General features: G+C 53.7%; 17 protein-coding genes. 14 read left to right on the plus strand and 3 right to left on the minus strand.

The window, feature by feature from the left end; genetic code table 11:
- Together ACFPMF_RS26115 and ACFPMF_RS26120 are read right to left on the minus strand one after the other, a co-directional pair.
- Positions 1-4163, minus strand: a 4163-nt coding sequence (locus ACFPMF_RS26115; RefSeq protein WP_379850744.1) for a putative Ig domain-containing protein, incomplete at its 3' end; no start/stop codon positions are given.
- Positions 4164-4679: 516 nt separating this feature from the next.
- Positions 4680-5789, minus strand: a complete 1110-nt coding sequence (locus tag ACFPMF_RS26120; protein ID WP_379850746.1) for a glycosyltransferase family 4 protein — start codon at positions 5787-5789, stop codon at positions 4680-4682.
- Positions 5790-6030: 241 nt separating this feature from the next.
- Here ACFPMF_RS26120 and ACFPMF_RS26125 point away from each other — a divergent pair, with 241 nt between their 5' ends.
- The 10 genes from ACFPMF_RS26125 (at position 6031) to bla (ending at position 17302) form a co-directional block, all read left to right on the plus strand.
- Positions 6031-7095 carry a 2Fe-2S iron-sulfur cluster-binding protein gene (locus ACFPMF_RS26125; protein WP_379850748.1) on the plus strand — a complete coding sequence of 355 codons (1065 nt, stop codon included), beginning with the start codon at positions 6031-6033 and terminating at the stop codon, positions 7093-7095.
- Between the two features lie 65 nt (positions 7096-7160).
- Positions 7161-8948, plus strand: coding sequence for a M3 family oligoendopeptidase (locus ACFPMF_RS26130; protein WP_379850750.1), 1788 nt, complete (start codon positions 7161-7163; stop codon positions 8946-8948).
- An 88-nt stretch (positions 8949-9036) separates the two neighbouring features.
- Positions 9037-9273: a hypothetical protein gene (locus ACFPMF_RS26135; protein WP_379850752.1), complete on the plus strand. Its 237-nt coding sequence runs from the start codon at positions 9037-9039 to the stop codon at positions 9271-9273.
- Between the two features lie 121 nt (positions 9274-9394).
- Positions 9395-10135, plus strand: a complete 741-nt coding sequence (locus tag ACFPMF_RS26140; RefSeq protein WP_379850754.1) for a glycosyltransferase family 2 protein — start codon at positions 9395-9397, stop codon at positions 10133-10135.
- A 213-nt stretch (positions 10136-10348) separates the two neighbouring features.
- Positions 10349-11422: an NAD-dependent epimerase/dehydratase family protein gene (locus ACFPMF_RS26145; RefSeq protein WP_379850756.1), complete on the plus strand. Its 1074-nt coding sequence runs from the start codon at positions 10349-10351 to the stop codon at positions 11420-11422.
- A gap of 121 nt (positions 11423-11543) precedes the next feature.
- A complete protein-coding gene (locus ACFPMF_RS26150; protein ID WP_379850758.1) occupies positions 11544-13208 on the plus strand; it encodes a hypothetical protein in 1665 nt (554 codons plus the stop codon).
- Between the two features lie 64 nt (positions 13209-13272).
- The gene (locus tag ACFPMF_RS26155) at positions 13273-14226 is read left to right on the plus strand and encodes a glycoside hydrolase family protein (RefSeq protein WP_379850760.1); all 954 of its coding nucleotides are present in this window, start codon (positions 13273-13275) and stop codon (positions 14224-14226) included.
- A gap of 148 nt (positions 14227-14374) precedes the next feature.
- The gene (locus ACFPMF_RS26160; protein WP_379850762.1) at positions 14375-15346 is read left to right on the plus strand and encodes a glycosyltransferase family 2 protein; all 972 of its coding nucleotides are present in this window, start codon (positions 14375-14377) and stop codon (positions 15344-15346) included.
- On the plus strand, positions 15343-16104 hold the full coding sequence (locus ACFPMF_RS26165) for a glycosyltransferase family 2 protein (RefSeq protein ID WP_379850764.1): 762 nt from the start codon (positions 15343-15345) through the stop codon (positions 16102-16104). The genes ACFPMF_RS26160 and ACFPMF_RS26165 overlap by 4 nt, the downstream gene beginning before the upstream one ends.
- 295 nt (positions 16105-16399) lie before the next feature.
- On the plus strand, positions 16400-17302 hold the full coding sequence (gene bla, locus ACFPMF_RS26170; RefSeq protein WP_379850766.1) for a class A beta-lactamase: 903 nt from the start codon (positions 16400-16402) through the stop codon (positions 17300-17302).
- 10 nt (positions 17303-17312) lie between these two features.
- Here the strand turns inward: bla and ACFPMF_RS26175 are convergent, their stop codons facing one another.
- Positions 17313-17774: a hypothetical protein gene (locus ACFPMF_RS26175; RefSeq protein ID WP_379850768.1), complete on the minus strand. Its 462-nt coding sequence runs from the start codon at positions 17772-17774 to the stop codon at positions 17313-17315.
- 63 nt (positions 17775-17837) lie between these two features.
- On the opposite strand from ACFPMF_RS26175, the gene ACFPMF_RS26180 reads away from it, so the two are divergent.
- From ACFPMF_RS26180 to ACFPMF_RS26195, 4 genes are all read left to right on the plus strand, one after another.
- Positions 17838-18806 (plus strand): YheT family hydrolase, encoded by a 969-nt coding sequence (locus ACFPMF_RS26180; protein WP_379850770.1) that lies wholly within the window; start codon positions 17838-17840, stop codon positions 18804-18806.
- Between the two features lie 45 nt (positions 18807-18851).
- A complete protein-coding gene (locus ACFPMF_RS26185) occupies positions 18852-19805 on the plus strand; it encodes a D-2-hydroxyacid dehydrogenase (RefSeq protein WP_379850772.1) in 954 nt (317 codons plus the stop codon).
- A 197-nt stretch (positions 19806-20002) separates the two neighbouring features.
- Positions 20003-22414, plus strand: a complete 2412-nt coding sequence (locus tag ACFPMF_RS26190) for a gliding motility-associated C-terminal domain-containing protein (protein ID WP_379850774.1) — start codon at positions 20003-20005, stop codon at positions 22412-22414.
- 246 nt (positions 22415-22660) lie between these two features.
- The gene (locus ACFPMF_RS26195) at positions 22661-23821 is read left to right on the plus strand and encodes a methionine aminotransferase (RefSeq protein WP_379850776.1); all 1161 of its coding nucleotides are present in this window, start codon (positions 22661-22663) and stop codon (positions 23819-23821) included.
- Positions 23822-23886 lie beyond the last annotated feature (65 nt).

Below are 23886 nucleotides of genomic sequence, written 5' to 3' on the forward strand. Positions count from 1 at the left end.
TGCCGGAACAGGTTGGCCTCAAGGCTGCCCACCAGCCGGGCCGAGGCCAGGGTAGGTCCTACCAGAAACTCCACCGTCAACGGGGTGTTGGGCCGATCCTGATCCCACACCCAGCCCGCTATGTTAATGCAACTCACCAGATCCAGATACCCCTCAAAACTGCCCGTGGTCGGCGAGACTGGGGGCGTCGGGGTGGTGGGAGGGGTAGTGCCCGGATTCACCGTCAGCGTCAGCTCTACACTGGTTTTGGCATTCTGGTTGTCGGTGGCCGTGTAGGTGACGGAATAACTTCCCGCCGTGGTGACCGTCCCGCTCAGGCTCCGGCTAAGGACCTCAAAACTCAGCCCCGTCGGCAAACCGCTCACCGCATACGTCAGCGTGCCCCCTTCCGGATCGGTGAAAACCGGCAAAACCGTCTGGTAGGCCACATTCACCGTCGCCGTCAGACTCACCACTGTGGGGGCCACCGGCGGTTGATTCGTCGGGGTAGTCGGCATGGTTGGGGTAGTCGGGGTGGTTGGGGGCGTTGGCGTGTTGTTCCCGGTACAGGTCAGGGTCTTGGGAGACCCTTTCAGCAGATAGGTCGTGCCCTGAACCCGGCCCCAGACCTGATACGACTGGTTGTTCTTCAACTCCTCGGCCGTATCCCAGCGGTAGCCGTGGCTGCCGTTGCCTTTGCCGTTGTCTTTCAGGTCCTGCCGGAACAGGTTGGCCTCAAGGCTGCCCACCAGCCGGGCCGAGGCCAGGGTAGGTCCCACCAGAAACTCCACCGTCAACGGGGTGTTGGGCCGATCCTGATCCCACACCCAGCCCGCTATGTTGATACAACTCACCAGATCCAGGTAGCCTTCGAAGTTACCACTCGTCGGATTTTTGTCGACAACGATCAGCTTAAAGCTAAGTTGTCCGAGTTCATTCCCCTGATCATCAACCCCCTTAATCAGCAGGGTTGTCGTGCCGGTTTTTGTGGGTACTCCCGAAATCGTCCGGTTTTTGGCATCGTAACTCAGCCCTTCGGGCAAACCGGCCACGGTATAGCTATTACCGGGTCCCGGATCGGGCAATTGATAGGAATAAGCCAGGCCAGCAACAATCGTCTGATCAGCCAGCGTAGAAGAGATCGGCGAAGAACAACTGGTCCGGTACGTATAACTAACCTCCTTGTCGCCCTGACGAGCCATGAGTTTGAGATCGGTCGCATTCCGTTTTTCCGGGCCGATTGTAAATGTAGGATTGCTGGTCCAGTCACCAACGCCCGGAATCGAATACGTCAATGCCGCCCCATTGCCCCCTTCAGTTCGAATCGTTAATTGCCCGGTCTGGCAGTTGAACGTCGGGGCAACGATGGTCAGGCTGGTTTCTGTGGCCCGAATCGTAATCAGAAAGGCATCTTCGGCCTTCGCCCCCCGCTCATCGGTGGCGGTGACCACCACCGAAGTTGTACCGGTTTTTTTAGGTGTTCCCGAAATGGTCCGCTTGCCTTTATCGTAGGTGAGTCCTTCCGGTAGAGCACTAACGGCAAACGTCATTGTGGTGGACGCCCGGAAGGTTTCCGCCGGAATGGTCAGGGTGACGGCCTGACCAAGCGGGTAGGTCTGATCGCTCAACGGATTAACCACCACCGGGGCTTCGTATCCGTTACACTTTGTTGTGTAGGAAAACCGGGCCTCTTTACCACTTTGCCGGGCCTGGATCTCGAAGGTTACCCCGTCGCGGAGCCAGGGCGGAATAATGGCGATGGCATTGACGGTCCAGTCCGCGATGCCCGCCGATCGGAATTCAATCCTGGTCCCATCTCCTCCGCTGGTACGGAATTTAATTTCCCCGGTATTGCAATCAAAGGTTGGCTCCACTAAGGTTAATTTCCCTGTCGAAGGAGCGTTGTTAATCGTGAGTTGAAACTCCGTGGTAACACTGGCCCCTTTGTTGTCCGTGGCTTTGACCTTCACCGCAATAACACCGGCAACGTTGGGCATCCCCTGAATGGTGCGGTTGCCGGTTTCAAAACTCAGTCCGCTCGTCAATCCCAATACATCCACATCCGTGATTTGTCCATCGGGGTCCGAAAACGTCTCATTCGGAATGGTGAAGCTAAAATTCTGCCCGACGATGGCGGTTTGTGCGGGTATTATTTTACTAACTACCGGTGGTTTATTGGTTTCTTCCGGTTTAAGGACCGTTAATTTAAAACGGGTCGAAACACTGGTTCCCTTATCATCCGTCGCTTTCAGCGTAATCGTTGAAACTCCTTCCGAAGTGGGTTTACCACTGATCGTGTACGTTTGCGCATCATAGGACAATCCCACCGGCAAATCTGAAGCCTGAATACTCACGATCCGGCCATCCGGGTCTTTAAAGGTTTCATCCGGAATCCGAAATGAAAATTCCTTGCCGACACTGGCGGTTCGGTCCTCAATGGTTTTATTAACAACCGGAGCCTGGTTGCTATTTTGCCCCAGCACCGTAATCTGAAACTGCGTTGTTACCGGGGAGTTTTTATTATCGACCGCCCGGACCGTCACCGTGATCGTTCCCGTTCCGGTGGGCGTTCCCGAGATCGTTACGCCATCGGCCGAAAGCCCCAAAGCCGGCAAACCCGCCGTGATTTCTACTTTGGTGATGGAACCGTCCGGGTCTTCAAAGGTAGCCGGGGGAATGCTGAATTCGAAGAGTTTATCAGCGTAAGCGGTCTGGTTGGGAATCGGTTGCCGAACCCGCGGGTCCTGATTGGCATTATCCTCCAGCCAGTCTTCATTGATGACAATATTGACGGGTTTCCGGCCACTCTGCACATACGCCTTCGACCATTGATCACTGGCCCGGTTCTGCGAGTCCGAAACATCGTCCAGCACCATCGACGATAATTTGTAGGTGGCGTTACTACCGGTTTGGACCTGGGTTACGGGCTGATTCAGCAAACCCTGACTAACGACCTTATGAATCAACCGATTTAACGCATTCCGGGCATCCCAGCCCCCAAAGTTTGCCAGCGTCACCATCCGGGCGCCGTGTTCAAAACTTTCGGCTACCTGCTCGTAAAACCGGTCGGTAGAAACCGTCTGGTGGAAAAGGCCATCGACCTCGTTACACACCCAGCCTCCGGGACGGATATTGCTCCGAACAACGTCCATCGAAAACCGGTGGTTATAGTCCGGACCGTCGTTAATTTTAAGACCATCGGCATTTTGTGCCAGATTCCGGAACCCGAACGTGCCCCGCAAACCACTCTGGCGATCCCAGACGCAGCCGTGCTGGTTGACAAACTGAATCGAGCCATTGACTTCTTTGACCGTGCGGTTGGTTTCGTCAATAAACCGCTTCAGCATCAGGTGGCGAAACACGTACCAGTCTTCGCCCCAACGGCCCCGGCTAAAGGAAATATACGGATCATTCTGGTTGTACGGCGGGGGCACAACGGCTTCCCATTTACTGAAGTCGCTGCCCCAGCGCCGGTTCAGGGCCTCCAGCGAATACCGGCCCTGCAGCCACTGCCGAAACCCCTGCTTCATCGGGTCGCTGTAATCGAACGGAATGGGATAACTACCACCAGAGCGATCGTTTCGGGGGGAATATTCTGCTTCCTGAATGGGAGAAGCCACCACCGACATAAACAGAAGCTGGTCCTGTTGTTGCAGGTATTCGAAATGACGGGTGACCTGCCGAACAAAGTCTTTGGCTAATTCCAGCGTAGGTTGATGAGCAAAACTGAATTGAACCGCTTGCCCGAAATTCATCCGGGTGCCGTCGGCAGCCTGCATCGATTCTGCATTGTTCCAGAAACCGCTCAGCCGGTTGGGGTCGCGGGCCAGGTGAATGCGGAGCGCTACCTTCATGCCCATCCGTAAGGCGGCATTCACATAGGCATCCACCAGCTTCCAGTTCGGAGCGCTGTTGCGGGTGGGATAGACTCCGTCCCAGTGGATCGAGATTTCAGCCGCATTACACCCCATCCGGCCCGCATTCTCAATCCGTTCGATGTCACTGGTGGGGTCACCTTCGTAGTTAAAGATAACGATGGCCAGATACCGCTGGCGTTCCGGAACCTTTGGGGCAATAAGGCGGCTTTTCGACGGTTGGGAACCGCTGGTGGCCGGAGAATGTGCGTAACTTACGCCGAGGAAGAATGATAAAATTAAAAGCGTTACGGTTAGTTGTCTGATCATCATCCGTGCGGTGTGCTATTATGATATTTTGTTCTTCTCCCTGCGAGGCTGCAAAGACGCTGAAGCCGGGGAATCGGCTTATCACCGGCCACGAATCAGCGGATTCTGCACTCGTCAGGGCTAACTTCGGTTACGGATTTTAGCAGAGATGACTCTCCGGTACCGGAACCGAATGACGCGTTTCGATTAGCAGTCAGACTTATTATTAACTGCTGTGATTCAAATTCGAATACTGTGAAGGACAAAAATCATTCCAATGTAACCGGGCTCGCGGAATGAACGGCAGCGCAGTGCCTGCTCTTGGGAAAGTAAAAAGATGAACGGATGAACCCGTAAAAAGGCGCCAAAACCTCAGATTAAAACATGGCAATATCCTGTTTACCTGTATATAGTAAACTCAATTACACATCAAGCGTAGGATGGTTACAAAAATTGTGTCAGGAGCAACTAAAATTTAGTATGCGGTAGCAAAACCTAGTTACAACAAAGATACTAAATGTTAGTAAGTGGTAACATTTATAGCTGTAAAATAGCCTCCTGCCATTTTAAGACTTGTACTTTAGCATCAAATTGTTGACTTTTTTCGATCAATAAATTTGTGTTATAATTTTTGGGATGCTGCATCACGCGTACCATTGCCCTCCTAAACTCCTCTGGCATGGGGTAATCGACCAGTTCGCCCATGCCCGGAACGATAAATTCCCGGGCTCCGCCGGCATTGGGTGCCACCAGCGGTTTTCCGAGCGAGGCCGCTTCGGTCATAATCTTACCAAACGGTTCTTCGCGGGAAGTCATTACCAATCCGTCGGCGAGTTGCAGGTAGTTGTAGTAATCGTCGGTCTGCACATCGACGAAATGGAGGTTAGACAGGTTCAGCGCTTTGACCTGGCTATCGACCAGGTAATTCAGGCCGGTGGGCTGGGAGTTACCCATCCAGATAAAATGACACGGCTGATCGGCCAGCGCCTGGGCAATGAACGGAAACAGATCGACCCCTTTCCGGTAAATCCGCGTTCCGACCATCATCCAGACAAAAGCACCGGGTGCTATGTTCAGTTTTTTCCGAAGCTCCTCGACCCGCTGCTGCGAGACTTCCTTATGGATCAGATCCACCACGGGATACAGGAGAGCCGTCCGTTTTGCCCCCATCACCGTGGCGAGGTCGCAGATTTGCTGCGTTACGCCGATGACCAGTTCCGAGTAGGTCATGGCGTGTTTCATTTCGTCGTAATGAATCGATTCGAACTGCGAGTGGAGTTCGTGAATCTGCGTAATCACCTTCACGCCCAGTTGTTCGGCCAGTTTCGAAAGTGGAAACATCAGCACGGTATTCAGGTACCAGTAGTCGGCCTTTACGTGTTCCTGCAAACGCCGGATGTAGTTCTCATACACCTTCACGCCCATCGCGTGGGTCAGTTTGGAAACCAGTTTCCGGGCCAGCCCCCGGTTGAACGGCGAAGTGAAGGATGGTATATCTGCCGGCAACTGCGCAACCAATGGCCCCCGGTTTTCGCTGTACAAAGCCGCCTGAATCTGTTGTCGATCAAAATTTTGCAGATAGGTCCACAACACTACTTCCGAGCCGGTAAAGGATCCGTAGGGAGTAAAAAACAGAATTTTCTTCATGTATCAGAATGCGCTTCGGCCGCTAATATCCGCCGAAAAAACCATAAAAAGTGACGAAATCCGAAATTTGACGGAACGACCACCAAACCGGAATCCTCTACAGTTTGTTACCCGAACGGATTGGCAATTCAATAGTATATTGCGGCTTCGTTGGCTCATCGGTTTTCTGGAAGGTCTTCAGCTCGGCACTCACCGCCAATTGATAAAGAATTAAGGAATCGCTCCGGCGATCGTTTGAATTATGGCAAATCGGTATTTTTTGAAAGTAAAAGAAGTCGTTCGGCAAACCCCGGACGCCGTGACTATTCATTTTTGGCATCCCCTCAACGAAGTGATCCGGTACCAGCCCGGCCAGTACCTGACGTTTATTTTACCCTTCGACGGCCAGAAAATCCGGCGGTCGTACTCGATGTCCAGTTCTCCGCATACCGATGTCGCACTGGCGGTTACAATCAAACGCCTGCCGGGAGGGGTGGTTTCCAACTACCTCTGCGATACGACCAAACCCGGGGATGTGTTCGAGACGCTGGAACCGCTCGGCACCTTCGTCCCTAAACTGGATCCCGCCAACCAGCGACAAATCGTACTGATCGGGGCCGGAAGTGGTATTACGCCCCTGATTTCGATGGCCAAATCGGTTCTGCACGTCGAACCCCGCAGCACCATCTGGCTGCTCTACGGCAACCGGAACCGCGCATCGATCATTTTTGAAAAAGAGCTGAACGACCTGGTGCAGCGATCGGGCGGGCGGTTTCGGGTCACGCACCTGCTCAGCCAGCCCGAACCCGGTTGGAGTGGTCTGCAGGGGCGACTGAACCAATCGGCCATTCTGAAGCTGCTCGAAGAACAGCCACACCACGTCCTTCAGCAAACCGACTTCTACATTTGCGGCCCCGACGGCTTGATGGACGAAGCCCGCAGTGCGCTCCGGATCCTGGACGTTCCGGCCCATCAGGTTCACAAAGAGAGCTTCGCGACCAGTTCGCACGAAACCCACGGCGAGGTAGTGGAAGCCGAGCCCGCCGGTTCGTCAACCCCCGAAGTGACCATTTTATACGAAGGCAGCGAATACAAATTCACCGTTGAACCCCACCAGACCATTCTGGAAGCCGCCCTGGAACTCGACATCGACCTGCCGTATTCGTGCCAGGCCGGTATGTGTACGGCCTGCATGGGTCGTTGCCTGTCGGGTAAAGTACACCTTGACGAAGACGACGGGCTGGCCGAATCCGAACTCCAGGCCGGTTACATCCTGACGTGCGTAGCGCGCCCGTTGACCAGCGATGTTGTCATTGAAATTGAATAACCGTTGAACCGTTCAGGGTTTATCGTTGAAACCTGAATCATACACCCGTTTTCCTGAATACCGTAATGGAACCGACCTTAGCAATCCCCGCCCGCCCGGCCCGGCCGTTTATTGGTGAAGCATTTGTGCTCACGACCTGGGACGAAGTAAAACCGCTGTACGACAACCTGGTTGAACGTCCGATCACGAATGCCGATGAGCTGCGCCAGTGGTTTATCGACCGCAGTGAACTGGAATCGTACCTGTCCGAAAACTTTGCCTGGCGGTATATCCGGATGACCTGCGACACCTCCGACCCCGAACTGGTGCAGCAGTTTAACTTTTTCATTACCGAAATTCAGCCGCACTTATCCGCTTACGAAAACCGCCTGGATAAAATGGCCGTCGACAGCCCTTTTCTGGCCGATTTGAAGGATAAGGGTTTCGATATCACGATCCGGGGCATGAAGAAAGCCATTGACATTTTCCGGGACGAAAACATTCCGCTCCAAACCGAGATCCAGTCCGAACAACGCAAATACGGGGCCCTGGTCGGGGCCATGACGATCGAGCTGGAAAATGCCGAGGGCGTCCTGGAAGAAATCACACTGCCGCAGGCCAGCACCCTGCTGCAATCGCCCGACCGCGCGCTGCGGGAAAACGTCTGGCGAAAAATTCAGGAACGGCGGCACGAGGATAAAGCGTCGCTGGACGAGTTGTACGACCGGCTGGTGGAACGGCGGCACCAGGTGGCGGTCAATGCCGGTTTTGAGAATTTCCGGGATTATATGTTTGCCGCGATGGGGCGGTTTGATTATACCCCGCAGGATTGTTTCGACTTTCACGCGTCGGTTTCCAAGGCCGTCGTGCCGCTGCTCGATCAACTGGCGCAGGAACGCAGCCGGAAACTCGCCAGCGTCGATTCTTCTTTTGATATTCTTCGTCCCTGGGATTCCAAAGTCGACCCCGACGGGTTGGCGGCCCTGAAACCGTTCGAAACCGGCGAAGAGTTGCTGAATAAAACCATTACCTGTTTCAGCCGGCTGGATGCCGCCGTGGGCAATACGTACCTGAGCGACTGCCTGCGCATCATGAAAGCGATGGGCCACCTTGATCTCGAATCGCGGAAAGGCAAAGCACCGGGCGGTTACAATTACCCGCTCGAAGAAATCGGCGTTCCGTTTATTTTCATGAATGCCACCTCAAGTCTGCGTGATCTGGTCACAATGGTGCACGAAGGCGGTCACGCCGTCCACTCCTTTCTGACCCGCGATCTGCCGCTGAAACCGTTCCGCAACCCGCCGATGGAAGTGGCCGAACTGGCGTCGATGGCGATGGAATTGCTGACGATGGACTACTGGGATGTATTTTTCGAGAACCCCGACGAGTTGAAGCGCGCTAAAATCCAGCACCTGGAGTCCATCATCGAGACGCTGCCGTGGGTGGCCACCATCGATAAATTCCAGCACTGGGTGTACGAATCAGCGGCCCGCCCTCACCCCAAACCGTCTCATCCTGAACGTGACCAGGCCTGGGTGCGCATTTTTGAGGACTTTTCGGATACGGTTACCAGCTGGCAGGGCTTGGAGAAATACGAAGCGAGTTACTGGCAGAAACAGCTGCATTTATACGAAGTGCCGTTTTACTACATTGAGTACGGCATTGCGCAATTGGGTGCCATCGGCGTCTGGATGAACTTCCGGCAAAACCGGCAAAAGGGGCTGCAAGGCTACCTGAATGCGTTGAAACTGGGCTATACGGCTCCCATCAGCGAAATTTACCGGGCGGCTGACGTGCCGTTTGATTTTTCGCAAGAACACATTGGCCGATTGATTCGTTTTGTCTGGGAGGAGATCGAACGGCTGAAACGCTGAGGATTAGCGTTCCGATAAAAATTTGATGGACTGTTGGCGAATTGGCCGGCAGTCCATAGATTTGTGCTGAATTTTGTAAAATGTTTGTATGAAAGGGCTTTTGATTAAAGGAGTATTTTTACTGGTTGCCGGTTCGCTGGCATCCTGTGACTATCAGAAATATAACAGCATCCGCCAGAAAGATTACCGCGCGGGTGATTCGTATGTTTACGGCCCCGGTCTTGACTCTCCCGCTGTTCAGACGACGTATAAGTATGCGTCCCGTCCTGAACTGGCCGATCGGACCAATAAGATTCGTCAGAAATTATTCAGCCAGGCCCACTAAGCGACCTGCTCTCTATTCATATCCACCCGTGTGTTCTCTATCCGACCAGCAGCCGCTTTCGGCTCTTTCTTCATTCATAAGCCGTTAACCGTGTTCAAAAAGAAAACCAGCGTTTTGGCTTATGTATAATGGCAAAAAAGCAGTGGTGGTGCTGCCGGCCTACCGGGCAGCACTGACGCTTGAACGAACCTTCCGTGAAATTCCGTTCGACCTGATCGACGACGTCATTCTGGTCGACGACGCCAGCCCCGATAATACCGTCGAAGAAGCCCGGCGACTGGGCATTCGGCACATCATTCGCCACGAAAAAAACCGGGGCTACGGCGGCAACCAGAAGTCCTGCTACGCTAAGGCTCTGGAACTGAATGCCGACATTGTGGTGATGCTGCACCCTGATTATCAGTATACGCCGAAACTCATTACGGCCATGGTCAGCCTCATTGGCAATGAGCTGTATCCGGTCGTTTTCGGTTCGCGGATTCTGGGAAAAGGCGCACTGAAAGGCGGCATGCCACTCTATAAGTACGTCGCTAACCGGTTTTTGACCTTTACGCAGAATCTCCTGCTGAACCAGAAACTCTCGGAATACCATACCGGTTACCGGGCCTTTTCGGGCGATGTACTGCGCAGCCTCGATTTTACGCACAACTCCGACGACTTCATTTTCGACAATGAGATGATTGCCCAGATTTTTTACAAGGGCTACGAAATTGCCGAAGTAACCTGTCCCACCAAATACTTTGAAGAAGCTTCTTCCATCAATTTCCGGCGGAGCAGTATTTACGGTCTGGGCGTGTTGAAAGTATCCTTGTTTTACCGACTGACAAAGTGGGGCCTGATGAACTGGAAGGTGCTGAAATAGCAGCCTACCCGGCTTTCATCCGGCTTTTGTTTTTGTGTGATAGCAAGACCGTTTTTAGCGAACGGGCATTACGCGTACTTAAAATACACTAACTTTGTAAACCATTTTGCTGTAAATCAAGGATCGAAGGCTATTTTTTATCCCTAAAATCCAAGATTTCTACACTTGACCACATTCCAAAATATTGTACTTTTTCTGTAAACGCCGACATTTATGAACATAGCCTTAGTAACGGGTTCAGCCGGATTGATTGGGAGCGAGTCTGTAGCCTTCTTTGCCGACAAGTTTGATCTGGTTATTGGAATCGATAATAACCTGCGTCAGTATTTCTTCGGCACCGACGCATCGACCGAATGGAACCGGAATCGTCTGAACGATGCGTATTCGAACTATGAGCATTATACCGCCGACATTCGCAAGGTGGAAGAACTGGAGCCGATCTTTAAAAAGTACGGTACCGACATCTCCCTGATTGTGCATACGGCGGCTCAACCCAGTCACGACTGGGCCGCCCGCGAACCGTTTACGGACTTCTCCGTGAACGCCACCGGAACGCTGAACCTGCTTGAAATGACGCGGCAGAATTGTCCGGAAGCGGTTTTTATCTTTACCTCGACCAATAAAGTATACGGCGATAACCCCAATTACCTGCCGCTGATCGAAACCGAAACCCGCTGGGAAATCGACGAAAATCACCCGTATTTCAAAAACGGTATCGACGAGCAAATGTCCATCGACCACACCAAGCACTCGTTGTTCGGTGCGTCGAAAGTAGCCGCCGATATTCTGGTGCAGGAATATGGCCGGTATTTTGGAATGAAAACCGGTATTTTCCGGGGCGGTTGCTTAACGGGTCCCAACCACTCGGGTGCCCAGTTACACGGTTTTCTGTCGTACTTGATGAAATGTGCCATAACCGGTAATCACTACACCATTTTCGGTTACAAAGGAAAGCAGGTACGCGACAACATTCACAGCTACGACCTGGTGAACATGTTCTGGCATTATTACCAGAACCCCCGGGCGGGTGAAGTCTACAACGCCGGCGGTGGCCGCCATGCCAACTGTTCGATGCTGGAAGGCATTGCCCTGTGTGAAGAAATTTCGGGTAACAAGATGAGTTACAGCTACTCCGAAACCAACCGCATCGGAGATCACATCTGGTATATTTCGGACCTTTCGAAATTCAAGGAACATTATCCCGACTGGAACTGGACGTATGACCTGAAGCAAACGCTCGTGCAAATCCACGACAGCATGGCTCAACGGTTGCAGCTTCAAAAATAAATGGAACGATTCGGAGGCAAGTGTGTCAGCTTTGATAGAAACTGATGCACTTGCTTTTTTGTAAATAAACATCTCAAAATCGCGCCGGATTCCAGTCCGCTTTGTCCTTAATCAACTGCTCATGCTTGCCGTAAATTTGTTAAAAACACCCATTTTCTGGGAAATAGCAGGTTGGCTCGCATTTCTGGTGGTTAGCGGTTTGTTCATCATCAGTGATTTCCGGCGGCACTTGCCGCGCTGGCAGCAAGTGGGCCTGCTAGTAGTCCTGATCGGACTGCTGGTTACCAACCGGCTCCTGCTCCTGTTCTTCAACCGCGAACTGAATCCCGACGAAAGTCAGCTGCTTTCCCAGGCCATTACGCTTTTTCACCACCCGGTGTACTGGCAATCGACCGACGGCGCGACGATGGGGCCCTTGAGCTCGTATGTTGCCTCGCTCCCGGCCTATCTGGGTTATCCGCTGGATTACATCGCCCTGCGCCGAACGGCTTTTTTGTGTCTGCTGATTACCTTGATCAGCGGTTATTTCACGATTGAGAATTTTTTCAATCCCAGAACCGCCCGACTGGCCCTGCTGCCCGGGGTTGCCTTTCTGGCGTTTACGTACAACCACGATTTCCTGCATGCCACCAACGAGCAACTCTCCCTGACCCTGCTCGGGCTGGCCTTCTGGCAGTATTCCCGGCTCTGGCGCAACCAGTCTTTCGATTCGGTGGGAGAAATGGCGTTGTTGAGTTTTACCGGTAGCCTGATTGCTTTTGCCAAGCTACAGGGCGTTCCGACGGCGCTGGTCATTGTTGCGGCTGCCCTGCTTGGTTTGTGGTTTCAACGCCCAAAAATGACTGCGGCCCGGTTTTGGGCGACCTTCATGGGCTTGCTGGCGGGTGGCGTGGCGTTTCCGCTGCTGGTCGTTTTCCTGACCTGGCATTTCGGGGTTTTCGAGGATTTCAAACAGTTTTATGTATTCGGCAACCTAAGCTACAGCGCGGGGGCCAGTTTCTGGGATTATCTCGCCCGGTTTCCGGCTTTTGTGATGCGCACGACGGATTTTCTGGTTTTCCTTATTCCAACCGCTGTGCTGCTAACCAGCCTGCTGCTGGGCCGAAAAGGCGAAAAAAAGAACGGACTTCTGCTGTTCATTCTGGCGTCGCTGGTCGCGAGTGGATACGCCGTCATCAAACCGGGTAGCGAATTCATGCACTACCTGCTGTATCTGGTTTTTCCGGTTTGCCTGCTTAATGCCTGGTTCATCGACCGCCTGACAGCGCCGGTTTATACCATCGGTTGGGTTACGCTCATCGGCCTGTGCTTTGGGGTGAACGCGGCAAGGCAGTTTCATCAACTGGCCCAGCACCCCTTAAATGCGTACCGCCTGCAACCGTTTCAGTTGCAGCAGCTTTTCATTTCGCCCACGTCGGAGGCCGTGCAGCAATACGCCCGTTCGGGTGAGGATCTGGTCGTGTGGGGGTGGGCACCGCGGTATAATGTGGAAATGCAGATGCCGCAGGGCGTTTGCGACAACCACACCATCCGCTGCATCATTGGCGGAGCGGAAGCCCAGACGCTTCACCGCGCCCGGTACATCCGAAACATTACGGCTTCGCGTCCTCCGGTTTTTCTGGATGCAGTCGGCCCGAATTCGTTCTGGCTCAGTGACCGGGCGACGCAGGGATACGAGAACTTTCCCGAATTAAAACGTTTTATTGATACCCATTACCAGTTTGCGGGGGAAGTCGCCCGGACCCGGATTTACGTTCGGACCGACCGTTTGCGCCCGCAAGAGTAGTTTAGCGTTTACGGTTCACGGGGCTCCGCTCGAAACCATATACTTAAAAACGGTTTACCTGTTTATGTGGATTAAAAAAGGATTGATTTATAAAACCGACGGCCAGTTGCCGTTCAGCCGTACGCACGCCCAGGTGCCGTTTGCGTTTCCACTCGACGATGATCAGCGGCTGCGGGTCTATTTTGCCACCCGTGACGAAAACCGCTCGTCGTCCACTTCCTTCGTCGAACTGGATGCCAACGACCTTTCCAGGGTGTTGTATGTTCACGACAAACCGTGTCTGACGAAAGGCGCTGTCGGGATGTTCGACGAAACCGGCGCGATGCCATCGTGGTTTCTGAAACGGGGCGACGAAATCTGGCTGTATTACACGGGCTGGAACAAAAGCGAAACCGCCTGGTACCGGCTCGGCATTGGTCTGGCGATCAGCCGCGACGGTGGATTGACGTTTGAGCGGGCCTACGACGGGCCATTGCTCGACCGCTCGATCTACGATCAGGTGTGGGTGGCCCAACCCTGCGTGATGGTCGAAACCGATGCCGATGGCAACGACCGCTGGCGGATGTGGTACCTGTCGTGCACCAAAATTGAAATCATCCATAATCACCCGGAACCGTTTTATAACGTGAAATATGCCGAATCGAAAGACGGCATCACGTGGGAACGGACCGGTATTACCTGCGTCGGTTATAACGAATTCACCGATGCAATCGGGCGGCCCGCAGTGATCAAAGACGGCGATGTCTATAAAATGTATTTCTCTTATCGAAGCGCCACGGACTTCCGGACCAGCGTAGAGAAAAGCTACCGGATCGGCTATGCGGAGTCGAACGATGGAATCACCTGGGAGCGCAAGGATGACAAGGCCGGAATTGAACGATCGGCAGAAGGCTGGGATTCAGCCATGATGGACTATTGCCATCTTTTTCAGCACCACGGTCAGTGGACGATGCTCTACAATGGCAACGGCTTCGGCGCGTCGGGCTTCGGGTACGCCGTTCAGGAAAGCGGCCACTAAGGAATTGTGCCATAACCGCTTACCGGCAGAAACGGCGTTCATTTACTAAAATGGTGCTGATTAAGTTGACATTAGCCCCAGAGCAGGGTACTTTTGCGACGCTCTGTTCATATAATATACATTAGTTTAGTACTAAATTTCAGGTGCGATGAAGGTCAGTGTTTGCATTTTTACATACAATCACTCAAAGTTTATTCGGCAGACGTTAGACAGCGTTTTGTGCCAGCAAACTGACTTCGACTTTGAAATCATTGTAGGCGACGATCTTTCCAAAGACAATACCCGCGAAATTCTGGCGGAATACCAGACTCGCTACCCCGATAAAATCCGGTTGCTGCTGCATCCGAAAAACCTGGGCAATAACGGAATGTACAACGCGCTGGCGACCTTCCAGGAAGCGCGGGGCGAATACCTGGCCCAGATGGACGGCGACGATTACTGGATCAATCCCCATAAATTACAAAAGCAGGCCGATATGCTCGACCAGCATCCCGAATATTCGGCCTGCTTTACGAATGCCCTGAAGGTTTTCGAAGATGAACAATACGAGTCGTATGAACTGGTGAAGGACAAAAAACCGGCGTACACCATCGATGATCTGATTGGCGAGGAGGAGATTTTTTTCATGGCAACCTCCAGCATCATGTTCCGGAAAAATGCCATTCCGGAATACCCGGCCTGGTTTTACAAATCCCAAAGCGGGGATATTCCGCGGAACGTCCTGCTGGCCAAAGCCGGTTCGATCGGTTACATTGACGAAACGATGTCCGTTTACCGGAAAAACCGGGCCGGGGTCAGCTATGCCGATAACGAAAAGGATCGGGCGTTTCTGAATAACCGGATCGAGATGTATTCCAACATCAACCGCGAACTGAATTACAAATACGACAAACTGCTTCGGAAAAATATCGCCCGGTATTATAAACTCATGCTGGAGGCCAGGCAGTATCAGAACAGTTATTTCCGGCGGTTGGGATTTGCCCTGAAATACCTGTATCTGGGGAAACCCAAGACACAGGTTGCTAAAGAAATTATCCAGCATTATATTGTACCGGCCCCACTTTTTAAATTGTACAGTGCCATTCGGCTAATGCCTTACCGTTTAATGGATCGATCATGAAGCTAAGTGTAGTTATTCCCGCCTATAACGAACAGGATTCCATTCCGGAGACGCTGCGGTCGTTGTACGTTACGTTGTCGAAATACGGTATCCCGCACGAAATCTGCGTGACCAACGACAACTCCAAAGACAATACCCGGGCAGTTCTGGAACAGCTGACGCACGAAATCCCGACGCTGGTGTATTTCACCAACCCCGGTCCAAATGGTTTTGGATACGCCGTTCGTTACGGACTGGAACGGTTTACGGGCGACTGTGTAGCGGTTTTCATGGCCGATATGTCCGACGATCCGGAGGATCTCGTGAAGTTTTATTACAAAATGCTGGAGGGTGACTACGACTGTGTTTTTGGCAGCCGCTGGAGCAAGGGCGGCAAGGTCGTCGATTATCCGCCCCTCAAAAAATACATCAACCGGCTGGCCAACTTCATCATCCGGATGATGCTCGGCATTCGCTACAACGACACCACCAACGCGTTTAAGCTCTACAAGCGGGAAACGATGGAGGGCCTGAAGCCTTTCCTGTCGCCCCACTTTAATCTGACCGTTGAATTACCGCTGAAAGCCATGGTACGCGGCTATAATTTTGCCGTCGTGCCCAATAGCTGGACGAACCGGAAATACGGCGAATCGAAGCTGAAAATCAAGGAGATGGGCAGCCGGTATTTCTTTATCCTGCTCTATTGCCTGATCGAGAAATTCTTCTCGCGCGGGGATTTCCGGAAGAAAACCAAACCGGCGGCTCCCGTGAGTCGGTAACTTAATAGAGCGGTAAAATCTATCGCTTAATCCGACAAACTACACTGACAGCTGACGAATGCTGTGACCGGGGTTCGCTTTTCAGCCTACGGCCGGGAACGTTGTGCATCGGGTGAAACGGTCGTTTATCCCAACCAAAACAGCTCACTCATACGCCCACGTCTCAAAAGGCTGATACCCTACGGCAAGACCATCTTCAGCAAACCGCCTTTATCAACCAAGCCTTTACAACCCTAAACGCAGTAAAGGGATCGTTTATAAAATTACCCCGTTCACCATCTCTTTTTTTCATCCAATGAAGAAGTATCTGTTCTTTCTATTCTTGCTTCCATTTGCTGTTCAGAGTAAAACCGCCCACCACCGTTCGGACGAGTTAGCCGAAAAAATCCAGAAAATCGCCAAAACCGCCCAGGGTCGGGTCGGTATGATGGCCACCGTCATCGAAACGGGCCAATCAATCAGCCTCGACCCATCGGGCCATTTTCCGATGCAAAGCGTTTACAAATTTCCCATCGCCATGGCCGTACTTCAGCAGGTCGATCAGGGAAAACTAAGCCTGGGCCAGAAAATTCAGGTTGACAAAAATGATTTCGTTGGCCCCCGGCAACACAGCCCCATCCGGGATACCAATCCGCAGGGCGTCGAACTGACGCTGGCCGAACTGCTCCGGTTTATGGCGTCGGAAAGCGACGGAACGGCCTGCGATGTCCTGCTGAAGACGCTCGGAGGCCCCGCGAACGTGACCCAATACCTGCGTTCCCTGAGCATAAACGGTATTCGGGTGGCAACCACCGAAAAAGAGATGGGCACCAGCGAAACGGTTCAATACCGCAACTGGGCGTCACCGGAGTCGATGGTAAATCTGCTAACGGTTTTTCATCAGGGACAAAAACTTTCGGCCTCCAGCACCGACCTGCTTCGGCGTATCCTGACCGAAACGCCCACAGGTCCGCGTCGTCTCAAAGGCTTGCTGCCAGCCGGAACGGAAGTCGCTCACAAAACGGGCAGCTCCCGGACATTCGACGGTTTTACGCGGGCCACCAACGATGTCGGGATTATCACCCTGCCATCGGGTCAACATCTGGCCCTTGCGGTTTTTGTGGCCGATTCAAAAGCCAGCGATGCCGACCGGGAAAACGTCATTGCGCAGGTTGCCAAAGCCGTTTGGAACGAATGGAGCGGTCAGGCGGCAAAATAAGCGCACTGGCTTACTTTCCGGTTTCGCTGCTTGTAAACCGACTGAACAAGTCCGGTAGCTGATAAACCGCCAGGGTAAAAACGATCCCCCAGAACAAGGCGCTGATCAGCATATAACTGAAAATCAGGGAACGGTTTACTTTAAACGAAACCGCCAGGATAGTTCCGCCAATGGGCGTCAGTAAGAGAGGAGTCAGGAAAGCAATTCCCAGCATACCGGAGCGTTTCCAGACCCGGACCGCCAGCCGCGTCCGGCGTGTAAACCGGCGGGGAGCCGAGCGACGGAACCGGTTGATCAACGCCTGTAAAGCCGTACCCGCATACGTCACCAACATCACACTGGCCATCATGCCGGCCACCGTAAACAGCCAGGTTTCTACCCAGTTCAGCCCTACGGCGATGCCGGTTACCGGACCGCCCACAAACTTCACCATACTCGCAACAACAACCGATAAATATTTTGTAACTTCCATAATGGGAACCAACCAGACTAAATTTCGTTAAAAATAACAGAATAACGATCAAAAGGTTAACGTATGCCGGTTCTCCGACATTCTTCTTACCCCGGAGCGCCCCGGTATCTGATTAACGGCCACCTCCAGACAATTATTCCGAGTATGTTCCGCCGGATTGAGGGCGTGACCTACGAGCGGGAACGGCTGACCCTGGCCGATGGCGACTTTGTGGACCTGGACTGGATCGACCGGCGGAGCGACAAACTTGTCATCATGACGCACGGACTGGAAGGTGATTCCCACCGGCATTACATCAAAGGCACGGCTAAACTCTTCGCCCAAAACGGCTGGGATGTGCTGGCCTGGAACTGCCGGTCGTGCAGCGGTGAAATGAACCGGGCCTTCCGGCTTTACAACCACGGCGAAATCGACGACCTCGGCGAAGTCATTCAGCACGTGCTGCGGACCAAACCGTACCGGGAACTGGTGCTGGTTGGCTACAGCATGGGGGGCAATATTGCGCTGAAATACGCCGGGGTTCACGGCAAGAACGGGCCGGATGCCCTCCGGAAAGTGGTGGCGGTTTCGTCGCCAACGGACCTCGAAGCCAGTGTCCGGCAACTCGACCTGCCGCGAAACCGGTTTTACCGCAACCGGTTTATGAAAAAACTGATCCTCAAACTGCAACAGAAAGCCGACCGGTTTCCGGGAAAACTGGACATGACCAACCTGCAGCAGGTACGGCACTGGCGCGATTTCGACCAGTTTTTTTCGGCCCCGGTCAACGGCTACCGCGACGCCGATGATTTTTACACCCAGGCGTCGGCGGTTAATTACATGCCCGACATAGCGGTGCCGACCTTGCTCGTCAACGCCCAGAACGATCCCCTCCTGTCTTCCGAATGCTCGCCCGCGTGGCTGGCCGACAAACATCCGAACATCTACCTGGAAACGCCCAAAACCGGGGGGCACGTCGGTTTTGCCGTTCGCAATGACGAGTTTACCTGGATCGAGCGCCGGGCGCTGGAGTTTGTGCAGCAAGGTGAGTGATGCCCGGTTTTTGCCGTATCTTTCGGCCTTATCCAACTTTTTCCCATGAACCTTGTTTACGCAGACGCCTACGCCCTGAACCCCGGCGACCTCGACTGGGCTCCGCTCACCTCCCTCACGAGTAGTACGCTCTACGACCGTACGGCCCCCGACCAGTTGGTCGAACGGCTGAAAGATGCCGACATGGTGTTGGTCAATAAAATAAAGATGGACCGGCAGACACTGGAGCAATTGCCCCGACTGCGGTACATCGGCGTAACCGCGACGGGCTACGATATTATTGACGTCAAAGCGGCCCGTGAACTCGGCATCATCGTCACCAACGTGAAAGGCTACAGCACCGATTCGGTCGCACAGGCTACGTTCGCGTTGCTGCTGGAACTCACGCAGCATATCGGTCTGCACGCCGAAAGTGTTCGGGCGGGCGACTGGGCGCGCAATCCGGATTTCAGTTACTGGAAAAAACCGCTGGTTGAACTGGCCGGCAAAACGCTGGGCCTGGTCGGTTTTGGCGATATTGGGCAACGCGTAGCCGCCATCGGCCGGGCCTTTGGCATGCACATTCTGGTGAACCGGCGGCATACCGACACCCCACCACCGGAAGGCATTCGGTATGTCAATCAGGATACGCTTTTTGCCGAAAGCGACGTCGTGTCGCTCCACTGCCCGATGACCGACGAAAACCGGGGGTTTGTCAACCGTGGATTACTGAACCAGATGAAACCGTCAGCCTTTCTGATCAATACCAGCCGGGGCGCCCTCATTAATGAAGCCGATCTGGTCGAGGCCCTGAACAACGACCGGCTGGCCGGTGCCGGGCTGGATGTGTTAAGCACGGAGCCTCCATCGGCCGATCATCCGCTGTATTCGGCCCGAAATTGCCTGATCACTCCCCACCTGGCCTGGGCAACCCGGGAATCCCGCCAGCGCCTGTTGCACGAAGCTGCCGAAAATATCCGCGCTTTTTTCAGCGGCAGCGCCCGCAACGTCGTCAACTAAAAACCGTCCTTTTTCCGGACCTTGTTTTCGCCCCGCAACATTCTGCGGGGCGTTTGCGTATTACAAGATACCGTTCCGTCAATTTCGGTAACATCCTAACCGGTTACCGCGACGAAGTCCGTATCTTTTCGAGTCAGCTGTATCCCTCACAATCCTGTAGTTCAGTGTTATGCTTCCACATTTTACAAGACCTGATTATGAATGTGTCGTTGGACCGGAACCTGGCAGGTATTCCGGTGATTCGGCGGTTTGGGATCGCCTTCTGTCTTTTTTTGCTGGTTTTTATAGCCCTTCCCTCCTTTGGAAAACACATTTACGGCGGAGACATGAGTCTTCGGGTGGCAAACCGGGCTAATTATTACACGCTAACCCTGACGCTGTATCTGGATCAGGCCAACGCAGCGCCCAATACCTACGAAACCCAAATCAATCTGTTTGTTTTCCGGAAAAGCGACCACGCCCGGGTCAATACCGTCACGGTTCGCCAGACCTCGTCGCAACGGGTCCGCTACGACAACCAAGCCTGCGCCGATCTGCGCAATCTGAGCGTACTGGCGATGAATTACAGCTCGGACGTGTATCTGAATCCGGCCATTTACACCGACCCCGGCGGTTATTACGTCATCTGGGACCGTTGTTGCCGTAGTGCCGACATCAGCAACATCCAGAATCCGGGCGGAGAAGGCATGGTGTTTTACATGGAATTTCCGGCCGTGGTCCGCAACGGCGCTGCTTTTACCAACTCCAGCCCGCAGTTTAGTTTTCCCAACGGCGACTACATTTGCATCGGCAAACCCTTCCAGATCAATTTCGGCGCTACCGACGCCGATGGCGACCAGCTCCGGTATTCGCTGGTAACACCCCTGGCCGGTTATACGGATAATACCGGACAGAATACGGTCGGAAACGGCGACTCGCACGCAACGTACCCCGAAGTAAACTGGCTGCCGGGTTTCGGTGCCGCCAGTTCCATTCCCGGTAATCCACCGCTGAAAATTGACCCGCAAACCGGGGAGTTGCGGGTAACGGCCAGCCAGACCGGCCTGTTCATCTTTGCGGTTTTGTGCGAAGAATACCGCAACGGCGTTCGGATTGGGGCCATCCGGCGCGAATTTCAGATGCCGGTCGTCGATTGCGGCAACAACACCCCACCCCCACCGATCATCCGTCACAAAAACGTCGAAATGCTGGATGTACCCTTCTGCGAAGGAACGACCGTAACCTTATCGACCGAAGCTGATCCGCTCTGGTCGTACCAGTGGCAAAAAAATGGGTTCAACATTGCGGGCGCGACGAATGCAACCCTGATCGTCAGCGAACCGGGCGATTACGCCGTTGTCAAGAGCTTTGCGGCCACCTGCGGCAACGATACGATCTCTAAAATAACCAAAGCCCGGGCCTTACCGCCCCCGGCGGCCAAAATCACCTCCGGCGAAGAACTGCCGCTCTGCGAAGGCGAGTCCACGATCCTGTCGGTTCAGCCCGAAAACGGCGTCACGTACCAATGGACCGCCGATGGTGCGCTTTTACTGGGGTCAACCGGCCCATCGCTGACGGTGACCAAAGCCGGTCTGTACGGTATCCGGGCCACCTCATCGGCGGCCTGTGCCAGCCGCGACAGCCTGGCGGTGATCGTCCATCCAAATCCCAAAGCGGCTATAACCAGCTCATTGTCGGCCATTTGTCAGGATGGCGAGGTACGTCTGGACGCTTCCATCGGGGCGAATTATACCTACGAGTGGTTTTTTAACAAGACGTCCCTCAACACCAGCGATGCCGCCACGCGGCTGGTTGGTCAGGCCGGTTCGTATGAGGTTCGAATTACGGATGCGAACGGCTGTAGCGCGCTTTCGGCTCCGCTCATTCTGGCGGCTATCCCACGCCCGGACCTGCAATTCGATACCCTGACCCCGGTTTGTGCAACTCGCACCGAATCGGTTTTACTCGTGGCCAGCCCCGCGGGGGGCACCTTTTCGGGTCCGGGCGTAGCGGGCAACCAGTTTGATCCCTCGAAAGCCGGAGTGGGTTTGCACACCCTCACGTATACCTACGCCGGAAATTCCCCCTGTCCGGCGGTGATTACCCGCCAGGTGCGGGTCGAAGCACCCCCGGAAGTCCATCTGCCCGAACGGGTCACGGTGCTGATGGGGAACTCGATCACGTTAAAACCGACCATCCAGGGAGCAACAAATAGCTTTTTGTGGGAACCTCCCGACGGTTTATCGGACCCAACCGTTCAAACACCGACGGCGACGCCCGCAGCGCCGACCACCTACCAACTGACCGTAACCGCGCCCGGTGAATGTCGCACCGAAAAAAACGTACGGGTCGATGTTTTGAAACAGCTCTTTATGGCCGATGTTTTTTCGCCCAACCATGACGGCATAAACGATGTCTGGGAAATTCGCAATACCGACCAGTTCCCGGACTGCGAGGTGACGATCTATAACCGCTGGGGCGAGGTCGTTTTTTACTCGAAAGGGTACGAAAAACCCTGGAATGGCACTTACCAGGACCGGAAAGTACAGGCCGGGAATTATCAGTACCGGATCAAAACCAACCAGTCGGAACTCCCTGAATACCGTGGCACCCTGCTGGTAACCTACTAAAAACCGCCTTTTTCCACCATTCGCCCCCAGGGTCCCGCCGGAACAGATTTCCGGGAATTTACTTACGGCCTGTCCCTCAAAAAACCGTCTCTCGGGCATAAAGCCTATAAAATTTATAGAAAAACTATGTTTACCAGGAGGATATTTAAAATTTTTGTACTTTTCGGGGCCAATTGCGTCAACCAGTTCGATTGGAAAATCGACTCTATTGACACAATAGAGAAGTTGGACTAAGGAAAACTAACCATGACTGAAACCGGATTGGGTGCGCTGGCATCCAAACTACCGTGGGTTGGAACGACCATTTTTACGGTTATGTCCAAACTCGCTGCCGAAACGGGGGCTATCAACCTGTCGCAGGGATTCCCGGGTTTTGACTGTTCGCCCGAGCTCGTAAAATTAGTGGAGAAGTACCTCAAAACAGGATTTAACCAGTATGCCCCGATGACGGGTGTGCCCGCTCTGCGCGAAGCACTGGCCCAAAAGACGGAAGACCTGTACGGTATTTCCTACCATCCCGAAACCGAAATAACCGTGACGTCCGGCGCAACGGAAGCCCTGTTTGCGGCCATTACCGCCGTGATTCGGCCGGGAGACGAGGTGCTGGTTTTCGAACCCGCCTACGACAGCTACGTTCCGGCCATCGAACTGAACGGTGGAATTCCGGTTTTGGTCACGCTGACTCCGCCCGATTACACCATTGACTGGGAAACCGTGCGGGGGAAAATCACGGACAAGACCCGGCTGATTCTGGTCAATACGCCCCATAACCCGACGGGCCGCGTCTGGACGGCGGACGACCTAGCGCAACTGGCCGCCCTCGTCAAAGACCGGGATATCTGGATCGTAAGCGACGAGGTGTATGAGCACATCCGGTTTGACGGCCGGCCGCATCAATCGCTGGCCACGCATCCGGTTTTGCAGGAACGCACGTTTGTCTGCGGTTCGTTTGGCAAAACGTTTCACATCACGGGCTGGAAAATTGGGTATTGCCTCGCACCGAAAGCGTTAACGACGGAGTTCCGAAAAATCCACCAGTACCTGACATTCAGCACAGTGACGCCCATCCAGCACGCGCTGGCCGATTACCTGAAAAATCCGGTCCATTATGAAACCCTGCCAGATTTCTACGAACGCAAACGAAATCTGTTTCTGGAGAGCCTGCGTGGTTCCCGGTTTCAGTTCCGCCCCACCGAAGGAAGTTTCTTCCAGACCGTTTCCTACCAGGCGATTACGGATGAGCCCGATTATGATCTGGCCATTCGCCTGACGAAGGAAATCGGTGTGGCATCGATCCCGGTTTCGGTGTTTTACCGGGCCAGAAACGATTACAGAATCCTGCGTTTCTGTTTCGCCAAAGACGATGACACGCTGTTGCGGGCCGGCGAGCGGCTCAGCCGTTTATAAACCGTTGGGCGCGGGCTGCCGGTTTTGCCCGATCGGGCAAAACTATCATTAAATAAAGGCAGCGG

Source organism: Larkinella bovis, from assembly GCF_042655385.1.
GTDB lineage: Bacteria > Bacteroidota > Bacteroidia > Cytophagales > Spirosomataceae > Larkinella > Larkinella bovis.

What these genes read in the sequence shown, in the direction of transcription:
- ACFPMF_RS26175 (WP_379850768.1), bottom strand. Translation starts at nt 17,774, where the DNA reads ATGGAAGTTACAAAATATTTATCGGTTGTTGTTGCGAGTATGGTGAAG.
- ACFPMF_RS26145 (WP_379850756.1), top strand. Translation starts at nt 10,349, where the DNA reads ATGAACATAGCCTTAGTAACGGGTTCAGCCGGATTGATTGGGAGCGAG.
- ACFPMF_RS26160 (WP_379850762.1), top strand. Translation starts at nt 14,375, where the DNA reads ATGAAGGTCAGTGTTTGCATTTTTACATACAATCACTCAAAGTTTATT.
- ACFPMF_RS26165 (WP_379850764.1), top strand. Translation starts at nt 15,343, where the DNA reads ATGAAGCTAAGTGTAGTTATTCCCGCCTATAACGAACAGGATTCCATT.
- ACFPMF_RS26185 (WP_379850772.1), top strand. Translation starts at nt 18,852, where the DNA reads ATGAACCTTGTTTACGCAGACGCCTACGCCCTGAACCCCGGCGACCTC.
- ACFPMF_RS26155 (WP_379850760.1), top strand. Translation starts at nt 13,273, where the DNA reads ATGTGGATTAAAAAAGGATTGATTTATAAAACCGACGGCCAGTTGCCG.
- ACFPMF_RS26195 (WP_379850776.1), top strand. Translation starts at nt 22,661, where the DNA reads ATGACTGAAACCGGATTGGGTGCGCTGGCATCCAAACTACCGTGGGTT.
- ACFPMF_RS26140 (WP_379850754.1), top strand. Translation starts at nt 9,395, where the DNA reads ATGTATAATGGCAAAAAAGCAGTGGTGGTGCTGCCGGCCTACCGGGCA.
- ACFPMF_RS26135 (WP_379850752.1), top strand. Translation starts at nt 9,037, where the DNA reads ATGAAAGGGCTTTTGATTAAAGGAGTATTTTTACTGGTTGCCGGTTCG.
- ACFPMF_RS26150 (WP_379850758.1), top strand. Translation starts at nt 11,544, where the DNA reads ATGCTTGCCGTAAATTTGTTAAAAACACCCATTTTCTGGGAAATAGCA.
- ACFPMF_RS26180 (WP_379850770.1), top strand. Translation starts at nt 17,838, where the DNA reads ATGCCGGTTCTCCGACATTCTTCTTACCCCGGAGCGCCCCGGTATCTG.
- ACFPMF_RS26130 (WP_379850750.1), top strand. Translation starts at nt 7,161, where the DNA reads ATGGAACCGACCTTAGCAATCCCCGCCCGCCCGGCCCGGCCGTTTATT.
- ACFPMF_RS26125 (WP_379850748.1), top strand. Translation starts at nt 6,031, where the DNA reads ATGGCAAATCGGTATTTTTTGAAAGTAAAAGAAGTCGTTCGGCAAACC.
- bla (WP_379850766.1), top strand. Translation starts at nt 16,400, where the DNA reads ATGAAGAAGTATCTGTTCTTTCTATTCTTGCTTCCATTTGCTGTTCAG.
- ACFPMF_RS26120 (WP_379850746.1), bottom strand. Translation starts at nt 5,789, where the DNA reads ATGAAGAAAATTCTGTTTTTTACTCCCTACGGATCCTTTACCGGCTCG.
- ACFPMF_RS26190 (WP_379850774.1), top strand. Translation starts at nt 20,003, where the DNA reads ATGAATGTGTCGTTGGACCGGAACCTGGCAGGTATTCCGGTGATTCGG.